Consider the following 14,890-nt stretch of genomic DNA (forward strand, 5'->3'; position numbering starts at 1 on the left):
GATCCGCAGTTCAGGGATCGGGCCGGCGTAGATGGTGCCGCCTTCTAGAAGTTTTCTGGTAACCCAGTTCTAGAGAAGGCCACCACCGGGAAGCCATTCGGCATCCCCGGTGCCCACGGACGGGTACCGCCCAGGACCGCAAGCGGCAGGAGCCGTGAGCGGAGTTGATAGTGCCGAGATTTGGGAGACGGGGATTAGAGATTCGAAGAAGCGCGTCGTTGCACTGGCCCCTTTTGACGAGTCCCCAATCACGAATCACCAATCCCGGCCTTGGAGGAGTGTATGGCTCTAAATCTGTCTCAGAAGCAAGAAGTTGTAGCCGAGCTGGCAGACGTCGCCGCCAAGGCCCACTCCTTGATTGCTGCCGAGTACGCGGGCATCACGGTCGGTCAAATGACCACGATGCGCAAGAAGGCTCGCGAAAACGGCGTGTACTTGAAAGTAGTCAAGAACACGCTGGCCTCGCGCGCCGTCGAAGGTACCGAATACGAGTGCGTCAAGGACTCGTTGGTCGGTCCCTTGTTGTACGCGTTCTCGACGGAAGAACCCGGCGCTGCCGGTCGTCTGATCAAGGAATTCGCCAAGGGCAACGACAAGCTGCAGCCCAAGCTCGTAGCCGTGGGTGGCCAGTTGTATCCGGCCAGTCATGTCGACGTGTTGGCCTCGTTGCCGACCCGTGAGCAGGCCCTGGCCATGCTGGCACGCGTGCTCGCCGAACCGGCAAGCATGTTCGCCCGCGCGATCAAGGCAGTGGGCGACAAGCTGGGCGGAGGCGACGTCGTCGCCGACGCAGCGGCCGAAGCCCCGGCTGAAAGCTCGGTTGAAGCGGTCACTGAAGTCGCGGCAGCATCCCCAGCGGAAGCAGCCCCGGCCGAAACTCCGGCCGATCCGGCCTGAGTCGCACCGTAACTACTGAAACCCATCCCAGAAAATTTTTCGAAGGTAAATAACATGTCCCTGTCTAACGAGCAGATCGTCGACGCCGTTGCCGAAAAGAGCCTCATGGAAGTCATGGAGCTGGTCAAGGCGATCGAAGAAAAGTTTGGCGTCTCCGCCGCCGCCCCGGTCGTTGCTGCCGGTCCGGCCGCCGCTGCCGCCGGCCCGGTCGAAGAACAGACCGAGTTCAACATCATCCTGAAGTCCGCCGGCGACAAGAAGGTCGAGGTCATCAAGGCCGTCCGCGCCATCACCGGCCTGGGCCTGAAGGAAGCCAAGGACCTCACCGAAGCCGGTGGCGTCGTCAAGGAAGGCGCTTCGAAGGAAGATGCCGAGAAGTTCAAGAAGGATCTCGAAGCCGCTGGTGCGACTGTCGAAGTGAAGTAAGCGGTATTCGTCGCCACGCACCATCGGCGGCAGACCAAGGCTAGGGGCGAAAGCCCCTGGCCTTCGGTCGTTTCACCGGGAATGGAGAATAGGGAATAGGGAATCGCAAAAAAACAAAGCTGCAGCGCCTCACCGCTTTGACGATTCTCCATTCCCTATTCCCCATTCCCGCAAAAAAACCCGAGTTGGTAGTTGGAAGTAGCAAGAGAAGGCGTGCTGGTGCCGGCAATACCAGCGACTTCCAACTGACGATTTTCCCGTGCCGCGCAGGGCTCCTGCCGCGGACAGATGTTCCCCCCGGACCCGCGGACGCGCGGCTCCCTGAAAAAGGCGATAAGTCACATGGCGTACTCGTTCACTGAAAAGAAGCGTATCCGCAAGGATTTCGGCAAGCAGCGCTCGATCCTCGAGGTCCCGTTCCTGCTGGCCATCCAGGTAGATTCCTACCGCTCGTTCCTGCAGGAAAACATCGAGCCTTCCAAGCGCGTCGACCACGGTCTGCACGCCGCCTTGAAGTCGGTGTTCCCGATCTCCAGCTACAGCGGCAACGCCGCGCTGGAATACGTGGGCTACAAGCTGGGCGACCCGGTGTTCGACGAGCGCGAGTGCCGCAACCGCGGCCTCAGCTACGGCGCGCCGTTGCGCGTGACCGTGCGCCTGGTGATCTACGACCGCGAGTCCTCCACCAAGGCAATCAAGTACGTGAAGGAGCAGGAGGTCTACTTGGGCGAAATCCCGCTCATGACCGACAACGGCACCTTCATCGTCAACGGCACCGAGCGCGTGATCGTCTCGCAGCTGCACCGTTCGCCGGGCGTGTTCTTCGACCACGACCGCGGCAAGACCCACAGCTCGGGCAAGCTGCTGTACAGCGCCCGCATCATCCCTTACCGCGGCTCCTGGCTGGACTTCGAGTTCGACCCCAAGGACGCGCTGTTCACCCGCATCGACCGTCGCCGCAAATTGCCGGTGACCATCCTGCTGCGCGCGCTGGGCTACAACAACGAAGAAATGCTCAACGAGTTCTTCGACATCAACACCTTCCACATCCTGCCGGACGGCGAGGGCGTGCAACTGGAGCTGGTGGCCGAACGCCTGCGCGGCGAGACCCTGAACTTCGACCTGGCCGACGGCGACAAGATCATCGTCGAGGCCGGCAAGCGCATCACCGCGCGCCACGTGAAGCAGTTGGAGCAGTCGGGCATCGCCGCACTGGCCGTGCCGGACGACTACCTGGTCGGCCGCGTACTGTCGCACGACGTGATCGACGCCGGCACCGGCGAGCTGCTGGCCACCGCCAACGACGAAATCACCGAAGAGCAGCTGGCCAAGTTCCGCAAGGCCGGTGTGGATGCGGTGGGCACGCTCTGGATCAACGATCTGGATCGCGGCCCGTACATCTCCAACACCCTGCGCATCGATCCGTCCAAGACGCAGCTGGAAGCGCTGGTCGAGATCTACCGCATGATGCGTCCCGGCGAGCCGCCGACCAAGGACGCTGCGCAGAACCTGTTCCACAACCTGTTCTTCACCTTCGAGCGCTACGACCTGTCGGGCGTGGGCCGTATGAAGTTCAACCGCCGTGTCGGCCGCAAGGAAGTCACCGGCGAGTCCGTGCTGTTCGACCATAAATACTTCAGCAACCGCAACGACGACGAGTCCAAGCGCCTGGTCGCCGCGCAGGGCGAGACTTCCGACATCCTGGAAGTGATCAAGGTCCTGACCGAGATCCGCAACGGCCGCGGCACCGTCGACGACATCGACCACCTGGGCAACCGCCGCGTGCGTTCGGTCGGCGAAATGGCCGAGAACGTGTTCCGCGTGGGCCTGGTCCGCGTCGAGCGCGCCGTGAAGGAACGCCTGTCGATGGCCGAGTCCGAAGGCCTGACCCCGCAGGAACTGATCAACGCCAAGCCGGTGGCCGCCGCGATCAAGGAATTCTTCGGTTCCAGCCAGCTGTCGCAGTTCATGGACCAGAACAACCCGCTGTCGGAAGTCACCCACAAGCGTCGTGTCTCGGCGCTTGGCCCGGGCGGCCTGACCCGCGAACGCGCCGGCTTCGAAGTGCGCGACGTGCACCCGACTCACTACGGCCGCGTCTGCACCATCGAGACGCCTGAAGGCCCGAACATCGGCCTGATCAACTCGCTGGCCGTGTACGCGCGCACCAACAGCTACGGCTTCCTCGAGACCCCGTACCGCAAGGTCGTGGACGGCCAGATCACCGACGAGATCGAATACCTGTCGGCGATCGAGGAAAACGAGTTCGTCATCGCCCAGGCCAACGCCTTGCACGACGACAACAGCCGCCTCACCGAGCAGTTCGTGCCGTGCCGCCACCAGGGCGAGTCGCTGCTGAAGCCGCCGGGCGAGGTCGACTTCATGGACGTGTCGCCGATGCAGACCGTGTCGATCGCGGCCGCGCTGGTTCCGTTCCTGGAGCACGACGACGCCAACCGCGCATTGATGGGCGCCAACATGCAGCGCCAGGCCGTACCGACGCTGCGTGCGCAGAAGCCGCTGGTCGGCACCGGCATCGAACGCGCCGTGGCTCGCGACTCCGGCGTGACCGTCAACGCCAAGCGCGGCGGCGTCGTCGAGCAGATCGACGCGGCCCGCATCGTGGTCAAGGTCAACGAGAGCGAGATCGGCGACGGCACCGACGCCGGCGTCGATATCTACAACCTGATCAAGTACACGCGTTCCAACCAGAACACCTGCATCAACCAGACCCCTCTGGTGAACGTGGGCGACGTGATCGAGCGCGGCGACGTGCTGGCCGACGGTCCTTCCACCGACATCGGCGAGCTGGCCCTGGGCCAGAACATGCTGATCGCGTTCATGCCGTGGAACGGCTACAACTTCGAAGACTCCATCCTGCTCTCCGAGCGCGTGGTGGAAGAGGACCGCTACACCACGATCCACATCGAAGAGCTGACCTGCGTGGCCCGCGACACCAAGCTGGGGCCGGAGGAAATCTCCGCCGACATCCCCAACGTGTCCGAGCAGGCCTTGAACCGCCTGGACGAATCCGGCGTGGTGTACATCGGCGCCGAAGTGCGCGCCGGCGACATCATGGTCGGCAAGGTGACGCCGAAGGGCGAAAGCCAGCTGACCCCGGAAGAGAAGCTGCTGCGGGCGATCTTCGGCGAGAAGGCTTCCGACGTTAAGGACAGCTCGCTGCGCGTGCCGCCGGGCATGGACGGCACCGTCATCGACGTGCAGGTCTTCACCCGCGACGGCATCGAGAAGGACAAGCGCGCGCGCCAGATCGAGGAAAACGAGATCAAGCGCGTCAAGAAGGACTTCGACGACCAGTTCCGCATCCTCGAGAACGCGATCTTCGCGCGCCTGCGTCCGCTGCTGGTGGGCAAGGTGGCCAACGGCGGTGCCGGCCTTAAGAAGGGCGACACCATCACCGACGCCTACCTGGACGGCCTGAAGAAGGCCGACTGGTTCGCCATCCGCATGAAGGACGACGACGCCTCCGACGCCATCGAACGCGCGCAGAAGCAGATCCAGGCGCACGAGAAGGAATTCGAGCGCCGCTTCGCCGACAAGCGCGGCAAGATCACCGCCGGCGACGACCTCGCCCCGGGCGTGCTGAAGATGGTCAAGGTCTACCTGGCCGTGAAGCGCCGTATCCAGCCGGGCGACAAGATGGCCGGCCGCCACGGCAACAAGGGTGTGGTGTCCACCATCGTTCCGGTCGAGGACATGCCTTACGCGGCCGACGGCCGCACCGTCGACATCGTGCTGAACCCGCTGGGCGTGCCGTCGCGCATGAACATCGGCCAGATTCTGGAAGTCCACTTGGGTTGGGCCGCGAAAGGCCTGGGCCACAAGATCCAGAAGATGCTCGACGAGCAGGCCAAGATCGCCGACCTGCGCAAGTTCCTGGACCAGATCTACAACCACGATCTGAAGCTGGGCGAACAGCGCGTCAACCTGGGCGAATTCAGCGACGACGAGCTGCTGAAGCTGGCCGGCAACCTGACCGACGGCGTGCCGATGGCCACGCCCGTGTTCGACGGCGCGGCCGAGTCCGAGATCAAGCACATGCTTGCGCTCGCCGACCTGCCGATCAGCGGCCAGACCCAGCTGTACGACGGCCGCACCGGCGAGGCGTTCGACCGCCAGACCACGATCGGCTACATGCACATGCTGAAGTTGAACCACCTGGTGGACGACAAGATGCACGCGCGTTCGACCGGTCCGTACTCGCTCGTCACCCAGCAGCCGCTGGGCGGCAAGGCGCAGTTCGGCGGCCAGCGCTTCGGCGAAATGGAAGTCTGGGCGCTGGAGGCTTACGGCGCCGCGCACACCCTGCAGGAAATGCTGACGGTCAAGTCGGACGACGTGCAGGGCCGCAACCAGATGTACAAGAACATCGTCGACGGCGAACACGAGATGGTCGCGGGCATGCCGGAATCCTTCAACGTTCTCGTCAAGGAAATCCGCTCGCTCGCCATCAACATGGAATTGGAAGAGTGAAAACGGGAATGGGGATTCGGGATACGGGATTCGGCAATTGCGGATCCTTGACCCTGAAATCCCCGCTCTTGCGAATCCCGAATCTCTAATCCCGAATTCCGCTCCCTCAGGAGACAAAAATGAAAGACCTACTGAATCTCTTCAACCAGCAGCGCCAGTCGCTGGACTTCGACGCCATCAAGATCGCGCTCGCATCGCCCGATCTGATCCGCTCGTGGTCCTTCGGCGAAGTGAAGAAGCCGGAAACCATCAACTACCGCACCTTCAAGCCCGAACGCGACGGCCTGTTCTGCGCCGCCATCTTCGGACCGATCAAGGACTACGAGTGCCTGTGCGGCAAGTACAAGCGCATGAAGCACCGTGGCGTGGTCTGCGAGAAGTGCGGCACCGAAGTGACCCTGGCCAAGGTGCGCCGCGAGCGCATGGGCCACATCGACCTGGCCTCGCCGGTCGCGCACATCTGGTTCCTCAAGTCGCTGCCCTCGCGCATCGGCCTGATGCTGGACATGACCCTGCGCGACATCGAACGCGTGCTGTACTTCGAAGCCTACGTGGTCACCGAGCCGGGCCTGACCCCGCTTGAGCGCCGCCAGCTGCTGACCGAAGAGCAGTTCATGACCGCGCGCCAGGAATACGGCGACGACTTCGACGCCGCCATGGGCGCCGAGGCGGTCTACGACCTGCTGCGCACGATCGATCTGCAGTCGGAAATGGTGAACCTGCGCGAGGAAATCGCCAGCACCGGTTCGGAAACCAAGCTCAAGCGCCTCACCAAGCGCATCAAGCTGGTCGAAGCCTTCCTGGAGTCGGGCAACCGTCCGGAATGGATGGTGATGACCGTGCTGCCCGTGCTTCCGCCGGACCTGCGTCCGCTGGTGCCGCTGGACGGCGGCCGCTTCGCGACCTCCGACCTCAACGATCTGTACCGCCGCGTCATCAACCGCAACAACCGCCTGCGTCGCCTGCTGGAGCTCAACGCTCCGGACATCATCGTGCGCAACGAAAAGCGCATGCTGCAGGAATCGGTCGATGCCCTGATGGACAACGGCCGCCGCGGCCGCGCCATCACCGGCACCAACAAGCGTCCGCTGAAGTCGCTGGCCGACATGATCAAGGGCAAGCAGGGCCGCTTCCGCCAGAACCTGCTGGGCAAGCGCGTCGACTACTCCGGCCGTTCGGTGATCGTGGTCGGTCCGTACCTGAAGCTGCACCAGTGCGGCCTGCCGAAGAAGATGGCGCTGGAACTGTTCAAGCCGTTCGTGTTCGCCAAGCTGCAGCGTCGTGGCCTGGCCACCACCATCAAGGCCGCCAAGAAGCTGGTCGAGCGCGAAGAAGCCGAAGTCTGGGACATCCTGGAAGAAGTCATCCGCGAACATCCGGTACTGCTGAACCGTGCGCCGACCCTGCACCGTCTGGGCATCCAGGCGTTCGAGCCGGTGTTGATCGAAGGCAAGGCCATCCAGCTGCATCCGCTGGTCTGCACCGCGTTCAACGCCGACTTCGACGGCGACCAGATGGCCGTGCACGTCCCGCTGAGCCTCGAGGCCCAGCTGGAAGCGCGCGCGCTGATGATGTCCACCAACAACATCCTGTCGCCCGCCAACGGCGAGCCGATCATCGTGCCGTCGCAGGACGTGGTGCTGGGTCTGTACTACATGACCCGCGCGCTGGAAAACAAGAAAGGCGAGGGCATGGCCTTCGCCAACATCGCCGAGGTCAAGCGCGCTTACGACAACCGTGCGGTCGAACTGCACGCCAAGGTCAAGGTGCGCATCACCGAAGTGGTCACCAATGAGGACGGCAGCAAGTCCAAGCAGGCCAGCATCGTGGAAACCACGATCGGCCGCGCGCTGCTGGCTGAGATCCTGCCGGAAGGCCTGCCGTTCGCGCTGGCCAACACCGAGTTGAACAAGAAGGCCATCAGCCGCCTGATCAACTCCAGCTACCGCATGCTGGGCCTGAAGGACACCGTGGTGTTCGCCGACAAGCTGATGTACACCGGCTTCGCGTACGCCACGCGCGCCGGCGTGTCCATCGGCATCGACGATATGCTGATCCCGGTCGAGAAGAAGGGCATCCTGGGCGAAGCCGAGCAGGAAGTGCTGGAAATCCAGGAGCAGTACCAGAGCGGTCTGGTCACCGCCGGCGAGCGCTACAACAAGGTGGTCGACATCTGGTCGCGCACCAACGAGCGCATCGCCAAGGCGATGATGGACACCATCGGTACCGACAAGGTGCAGAACGCCAAGGGCGAGACCATCAACGAGAAGTCGATGAACTCGCTGTACATCATGGCCGACTCCGGCGCGCGTGGTTCGCAGGCGCAGATCCGCCAGCTGGCCGGCATGCGCGGCCTGATGGCGCGTCCCGACGGCTCCATCATCGAGACGCCCATCAAGGCGAACTTCCGCGAAGGCCTGAACGTGCAGGAGTACTTCAACTCCACCCACGGCGCCCGTAAGGGTCTGGCCGATACCGCGCTGAAGACGGCGAACTCCGGTTACCTGACCCGTCGCCTGGTCGACGTGGCGCAGGACGTGGTGATCACCGAGGTCGACTGCGGCACCAAGGAAGGCCTGACCATGACTCCGATCGTGGAAGGCGGCGACGTGGTCGAGCCGCTGCGCGAGCGCGTACTGGGCCGCATCGTGGCCGAGGACGTGTTCCTGCCGGGCAACGACGAGGATCCCATCGTCACCCGCAACACGCTGCTGGACGAAGCCTGGGTGCAGAAGCTCGAGGACGCCGGCGTGCAATCGCTGAAGGTGCGTTCCACCATCACCTGCGAATCCGACTTCGGCGTGTGCTCGCACTGCTACGGCCGCGACCTGGCCCGTGGCCACATCGTCAACATCGGCGAAGCGGTCGGCGTCATCGCCGCCCAGTCGATCGGCGAGCCCGGCACTCAGCTGACCATGCGTACCTTCCACATCGGCGGCGCGGCTTCGCGTGCGGCTGCGGTGGACAACATCACGGTCAAGACCACCGGTTCGATCAAGTTCAACAACCTCAAGTTCGTCGAGCACGCCAACGGCCACCTGGTCGCGGTGTCGCGTTCGGGCGAACTGTCGGTGCTGGACGGCCACGGCCGCGAGCGCGAGCGCTACAAGCTGCCTTACGGCGCCACCATCACGGTCAAGGACGGCGCGGCCATCAAGGCCGGCCAGTCGGTCGCCAACTGGGATCCGCATAACCACCCGATCGTGTCGGAAGTGGCCGGTTTCGTGCGCTTCGTGGACTTCGTCGACGGCATCACCGTGATGGAGAAGACCGACGAACTGACCGGCCTGGCCTCGCGCGAGATCACCGATCCGAAGCGTCGCGGCTCGATGGGCAAGGACCTGCGCCCGGTCGTGCGCATCGTCGACAAGGCCGGCAAGGACCTCAACATCCCCGGTACCGACCTGCCGGCGCAGTACCTGTTGCCGCCGCGCTCCATCGTCAACCTGCAGGACGGCGCCGCCGTCGGCGTGGGCGACGTGGTCACCAAGGTGCCGCAGGAAGCCTCCAAGACCCGCGACATCACCGGTGGTCTGCCGCGCGTGGCCGATCTGTTCGAAGCGCGCAAGCCCAAGGATCCGGCGATCCTGGCCGAGCGCTCGGGCATCATCAGCTTCGGCAAGGACACCAAGGGCAAGCAGCGCCTGATCATCAAGGACACCGATGGCAGCGAACACGAGGAGCTGATTCCCAAGTTCCGCCAGATCATCGTGTTCGAAGGCGAGCACGTGGCCAAGGGCGAAACCGTGGTGGACGGCGAACCGTCGCCGCAGGACATCCTGCGCCTGCTGGGCGTCGAGCCGCTGGCCGCCTATCTGGTCAAGGAAATCCAGGACGTCTACCGCCTGCAGGGCGTGAAGATCAACGACAAGCACATCGAGGTGATCACCCGCCAGATGCTGCGCAAGGTCGAGATCACCGACGCCGGCAACACCAAGTACCTGCACGGCGAACAGGCCGAGAAGCAGCGCGTGCTGGAGGAGAACATCAAGGTCCTGGCCAAGAACGAGCTGCCGGCCAAGTACGACCCGGTCCTGCTGGGCATCACCAAGGCCTCGCTGGCCACCGAGTCGTTCATCTCGGCGGCTTCCTTCCAGGAAACCACCCGCGTGCTGACCGAGGCTGCCGTCCGCGGCACCCGCGACAATCTGCGCGGCCTGAAGGAAAACGTGATCGTCGGCCGTCTGATCCCGGCCGGTACCGGCCTGACCTACCACGCCAGCCGCCGCCGCAACGCCTCGGGCCTGACCGACTCGGAAATGGAAGCCCTGGTTTCCACCACCCCGGCCGAAACCCCGGCCGCCGAGCCGGTAGCCGCCGCCGAATCGGCCGCGGGCAGCGAAGAGTAAGCAGCACTAGCCCCTTCCCGGTCCGGCCGGGCAGGGGAGCCAAGAGAAATGGGGCGCAGGACGCGCCCCGTGTTCCGGCCCAGGAGGGCCAGCAGGCTGAACCCGTCGGTTGACGGGGTTTTAACCTGCCAGCTATACTTTCCTGTCTCGGCGGGCCGTCATGCGGCCTGCCGTCATTTTCACGCACAAGGCTCCGGCCTTACATCCGAAGAATCCATAAAGATGGCAACGATCAACCAGCTCGTCCGCAAGCCGCGGCAGGCCCCTACCTACAAGAGCCAGTCGCCCGCGCTGGACAAGTGCCCGCAGCGTCGCGGCGTCTGCACGCGCGTCTACACCACCACCCCGAAGAAGCCGAACTCGGCGCTGCGCAAGGTGGCCAAGGTGCGCCTGACCAACCAGGAAGAAATCATCAGCTATATCGGCGGTGAAGGCCACAACCTGCAGGAGCACTCCGTGGTGCTGGTGCGCGGCGGCCGCGTGAAGGATCTTCCGGGTGTGCGTTACCACACCGTTCGCGGCTCGCTGGACGCTTCCGGCGTCGCCAAGCGCCGCCAGGGCCGTTCCAAGTACGGCGCCAAGCGTCCGAAGTCCTAACAAGGCGCGTTTCGTCGCCAAACCACAGATTTGAATAGGTAAGTAGACCATGTCGCGTAAAGGCTCAACCCCACAGCGTACCGTCCTGCCGGACCCCAAGCACGGCAGCCACACCATCGCCCGTTTCATCAACATGGTCATGTACAGCGGCAAGAAGTCCGTCGCTGAGAAGATCGTGTACGGCGCCATGGACGTGATCAGCGAAAAGAACCCCAACGCCCTCGAGCTGGTCGAGAAGGCGCTGGACAACATCTCGCCGACGGTCGAAGTGAAGTCGCGTCGCGTCGGCGGCGCCACCTACCAGGTGCCGGTCGAAGTGCGTTCGTCGCGCCGCCTGGCCCTGGCCATGCGCTGGCTGATCGAATCGGCCCGCAAGCGCGGCGAAAACAGCATGCCGCGCAAGCTGGCTGCCGAGCTGCTGGACGCCTCGGAAAACCGCGGCGGCGCCATCAAGAAGCGTGAAGAAACCCACCGCATGGCGGAAGCGAACAAGGCGTTCGCGCACTACCGCTGGTGATTTGCCCCGGTCCGCGGGCGCTGTGCGTATCGCTGGCGCCTTGAAACGCGGACCTATCGGCACCATTTAGGTGCCCTTGCGGCGGTAATGGCCGCATGACGAATCCGAAGGCCGCCCACGGGCGGCGTTCGGCCATCCGCAAACACAAAAACAAAGAGAGACTGTCGTGGCTCGCACCACTCCCATCGAGCGTTACCGCAACTTCGGCATCATGGCCCACATCGACGCGGGCAAGACCACCACGTCGGAACGCATCCTGTTCTACACCGGCGTCAGCCACAAGATCGGTGAAGTGCACGATGGCGCCGCGACCATGGACTGGATGGAGCAGGAGCAGGAGCGTGGCATCACCATCACCTCCGCGGCGACCACGGCGTTCTGGAAGGGCATGGACAAGTCCATGGCCGAACACCGCTTCAACATCATCGACACCCCAGGTCACGTCGACTTCACCATCGAAGTCGAGCGTTCCCTGCGCGTGCTCGACGGCGCGGTATTCGTGCTGTGCGCCGTCGGCGGCGTGCAGCCGCAGTCCGAGACCGTGTGGCGCCAGGCCAACAAGTACTCCGTGCCGCGCATGGCGTTCGTCAACAAGATGGACCGCACCGGCGCCAACTTCGACAAGGTCGTCGAGCAGCTGAAGAGCCGCCTGGGCGCGTACGCCGTGCCCATGCAGGTGCCGATCGGCGCCGAAGAAGGCTTCGAGGGCGTGGTCGATCTGCTGAAGATGAAGGCCATCCACTGGGATACCGCCTCGCAGGGCACCACCTTCGAATACCGCGAAATCCCGGCCGAGTTGCAGGACAAGGCCGTGGCCGCGCGCGCGTTCATGGTCGAGGCCGCCGCCGAAGCCACCGAAGAACTGATGGACAAGTACCTCAACGAGGGCGAGCTGTCCGAAACCGAAATCATCGACGGCTTGCGCCAGCGCACCCTGAAGGTCGAGATCGTGCCCGTGTTCTGCGGCAGCGCGTTCAAGAACAAGGGCGTGCAGGCCATGCTCGACGGCGTCGTGCACCTGCTGCCGTCGCCGTCCGACCGTCCGCCGGTCGCAGGCATCGACGAGGACGAGAAGGAAGATTCGCGTCCGGCCACCGACACCGCGCCGTTCTCGGCGCTGGCGTTCAAGATCATGACCGACCCGTTCGTGGGCGCGCTCACGTTCTTCCGCGTCTACTCGGGCGTGCTCAACTCCGGCGACCAGGTCTATAACCCGGTCAAGTCGAAGAAAGAGCGCGTGGGCCGCATCCTGCAGATGCACTCCAACGAGCGCAGCGAGATCAAGGAAGTGCGTGCGGGCGACATCGCCGCCGCGGTGGGTCTGAAAGACGTGACCACCGGCGACACCCTGTGCGCGCAGGACCACATCATCACCCTGGAGCGCATGGTGTTCCCGGAGCCCGTCATCTCGATGGCGGTCGAACCGAAGACCAAGTCCGACCAGGAAAAGATGGGCATCGCCCTGGGCCGTCTGGCGCAGGAAGATCCCTCGTTCCGCGTGCGCACCGACGAAGAGTCGGGCCAGACCATCATCGCCGGCATGGGCGAGCTGCACCTGGACATCCTGGTGGACCGCATGAAGCGCGAGTTCAACGTGGAAGCCAACGTCGGCAAGCCGCAGGTGGCCTACCGCGAGACGATCCGCAAGGGCGTCAAGCAGGAAGGCAAGTTCGTGCGCCAGTCCGGCGGTCGCGGCCAATACGGCCACATCGTCATCGAGATGGAACCGCAGGAACGCGGCGTGGGCTTCACCTTCGAGAACGCCATCGTCGGTGGCGTGGTGCCGAAGGAATATGTCACCGCGTCGGGCAAGGGCATCGAAGAGGCCATGAAGAGCGGTCCGCTGGCCGGTTTCCCGGTGGTGGACATCGCGATCAAGGCCGTGGACGGCTCGTTCCATGACGTCGACTCCAACGAAATGGCGTTCAAGGTCGCCGGCTCGATGGCGTTCAAGGAAGCTTTCGGCAAGGCCAGTCCCGTGCTGCTGGAGCCGATGATGAAGGTCGAGATCGTGACGCCCGAGGATTACCTGGGCGACGTGATGGGCGACGTGAGCCGTCGTCGCGGCATCCTGCAAGGCCAGGACGATAGTCCGTCGGGCAAGGTGATCAACGCGATGGTTCCGCTGGGCGAGATGTTCGGCTATGCCACCACGCTGCGCTCGATGTCGCAGGGTCGCGCCACCTTCACCATGGAATTCGACCATTACGCCGAAGCGCCGGCCAACATCGCCGAAGCGGTCGTCAAGAAGAACTAAGAAGCTGGGAGTGGGGATTCGTGATTTGGGATTCGTAGAAAGCGAACCCGTTCTTGCGAATCTCCAATCCCGAATCCCGAATCCCGTTTTACAAGAGAGAAAGTCATGGCAAAGGGTAAATTCGAACGCACCAAGCCGCACGTGAACGTGGGCACGATTGGTCACGTTGACCACGGCAAGACGACGCTGACGGCGGCGCTGACGAAGATCGGTGCGGAACGTTTCGGTGGCGAGTTCAAGGGTTACGACCAGATTGACGCGGCGCCGGAAGAGAAGGCGCGCGGGATCACGATTTCCACGGCGCACGTGGAATACGAGTCGGCCAACCGCCACTACGCCCACGTGGACTGCCCGGGCCACGCCGACTATGTGAAGAACATGATCACCGGTGCGGCGCAGATGGACGGTGCGATTCTGGTGTGCTCGGCCGCCGACGGCCCGATGCCGCAGACCCGCGAGCACATTCTGCTGTCGCGCCAGGTGGGCGTGCCGCACATCGTGGTGTTCCTGAACAAGGCCGACATGGTGGACGACGCCGAGCTGTTGGAGCTGGTGGAGATGGAAGTACGCGAGCTGCTGACCAAGTACGACTTTCCGGGCGACGACACCCCGATCATCCCCGGCTCGGCCCGTCTGGCGCTGGAAGGCGACCAGAGCGAGATCGGCGTGCCGTCGATCATCAAGCTGGTCGAAGCGCTGGACACCTTCATCCCGGAGCCCGAGCGCGACGTGGACAAGCCGTTCCTGATGCCGGTGGAAGACGTGTTCTCCATCTCCGGTCGCGGCACAGTGGTGACCGGCCGTATCGAGCGCGGCGTGATCAAGGTGGGCGAGGAAATCGAGATCGTGGGTATCCGCGATACGCAGAAGACCACGGTCACCGGCGTTGAGATGTTCCGCAAGCTGCTGGACCAGGACCAGGCGGGCGACAATGCCGGACTGCTGCTGCGCGGCACCAAGCGCGACGACGTGGAGCGCGGCCGGGTGCTGTGCAAGCCGGGCTCGATCAAGCCGCACACCGAGTTCGAGGCCGAGGTCTATGTCCTGTCCAAGGACGAAGGCGGCCGTCACACCCCGTTCTTCAAGGGCTACCGTCCGCAGTTCTACTTCCGCACCACCGACATCACCGGCGCCGTCGAGCTGCCGGAGGGTGTGGAGATGGTGATGCCGGGCGACAACGTGAAGATGGTGGTCACCTTGATCAACCCGGTGGCGATGGACGAAGGCCTGCGCTTTGCGATCCGCGAAGGCGGCCGTACGGTCGGCGCCGGCGTGGTGGCCAAGATCATCAAGTGACGCCCTGACCCGGTTGGGCCATGGCCCAACCGGCTTTGTCAGGTCGTCATCCCCGCG

General features: G+C 63.9%; 7 protein-coding genes and 1 pseudogene. All 8 read left to right on the forward strand.

Translation table 11 applies throughout. The features are described from left to right. Positions 1-282 precede the first annotated feature (282 nt). Positions 283-801: pseudogene (gene rplJ / locus CSC73_RS15705) on the forward strand (50S ribosomal protein L10); the annotation flags it as partial. Positions 802-951: 150 nt separating this feature from the next. Further along, complete coding sequence (gene rplL / locus CSC73_RS15710; protein WP_093290176.1) at positions 952-1,323, forward strand: 50S ribosomal protein L7/L12; 372 nt, start codon at positions 952-954, stop codon at positions 1,321-1,323. A gap of 342 nt (positions 1,324-1,665) precedes the next feature. Then, positions 1,666-5,817: a DNA-directed RNA polymerase subunit beta gene (gene rpoB, locus CSC73_RS15715; protein ID WP_163842141.1), complete on the forward strand. Its 4,152-nt coding sequence runs from the start codon at positions 1,666-1,668 to the stop codon at positions 5,815-5,817. A 119-nt stretch (positions 5,818-5,936) separates the two neighbouring features. After that, the gene (gene rpoC / locus CSC73_RS15720; protein ID WP_163842145.1) at positions 5,937-10,166 is read left to right on the forward strand and encodes a DNA-directed RNA polymerase subunit beta'; all 4,230 of its coding nucleotides are present in this window, start codon (positions 5,937-5,939) and stop codon (positions 10,164-10,166) included. A 222-nt stretch (positions 10,167-10,388) separates the two neighbouring features. Next, complete coding sequence (gene rpsL / locus CSC73_RS15725; protein ID WP_093290174.1) at positions 10,389-10,763, forward strand: 30S ribosomal protein S12; 375 nt, start codon at positions 10,389-10,391, stop codon at positions 10,761-10,763. A gap of 49 nt (positions 10,764-10,812) precedes the next feature. Beyond that, positions 10,813-11,280, forward strand: a complete 468-nt coding sequence (gene rpsG / locus CSC73_RS15730) for a 30S ribosomal protein S7 (RefSeq protein ID WP_163842159.1) — start codon at positions 10,813-10,815, stop codon at positions 11,278-11,280. Positions 11,281-11,446: 166 nt separating this feature from the next. After that, complete coding sequence (fusA, locus tag CSC73_RS15735; RefSeq protein WP_163842161.1) at positions 11,447-13,537, forward strand: elongation factor G; 2,091 nt, start codon at positions 11,447-11,449, stop codon at positions 13,535-13,537. A 105-nt stretch (positions 13,538-13,642) separates the two neighbouring features. Further along, entirely contained in the window at positions 13,643-14,833 is a 1,191-nt protein-coding gene (gene tuf / locus CSC73_RS15740; protein WP_163842163.1) for an elongation factor Tu, read from the forward strand. The last annotated feature ends 57 nt before the right edge of the window (positions 14,834-14,890 follow it).

This window comes from Pseudoxanthomonas sacheonensis (assembly GCF_010093305.1).
In the GTDB taxonomy this organism is placed as follows: domain Bacteria; phylum Pseudomonadota; class Gammaproteobacteria; order Xanthomonadales; family Xanthomonadaceae; genus Pseudoxanthomonas_A; species Pseudoxanthomonas_A sacheonensis.

What these genes read in the sequence shown, in the direction of transcription:
- rplL (WP_093290176.1), top strand. Translation starts at nt 952, where the DNA reads ATGTCCCTGTCTAACGAGCAGATCGTCGACGCCGTTGCCGAAAAGAGC.
- rpoB (WP_163842141.1), top strand. Translation starts at nt 1,666, where the DNA reads ATGGCGTACTCGTTCACTGAAAAGAAGCGTATCCGCAAGGATTTCGGC.
- rpoC (WP_163842145.1), top strand. Translation starts at nt 5,937, where the DNA reads ATGAAAGACCTACTGAATCTCTTCAACCAGCAGCGCCAGTCGCTGGAC.
- rpsL (WP_093290174.1), top strand. Translation starts at nt 10,389, where the DNA reads ATGGCAACGATCAACCAGCTCGTCCGCAAGCCGCGGCAGGCCCCTACC.
- rpsG (WP_163842159.1), top strand. Translation starts at nt 10,813, where the DNA reads ATGTCGCGTAAAGGCTCAACCCCACAGCGTACCGTCCTGCCGGACCCC.
- tuf (WP_163842163.1), top strand. Translation starts at nt 13,643, where the DNA reads ATGGCAAAGGGTAAATTCGAACGCACCAAGCCGCACGTGAACGTGGGC.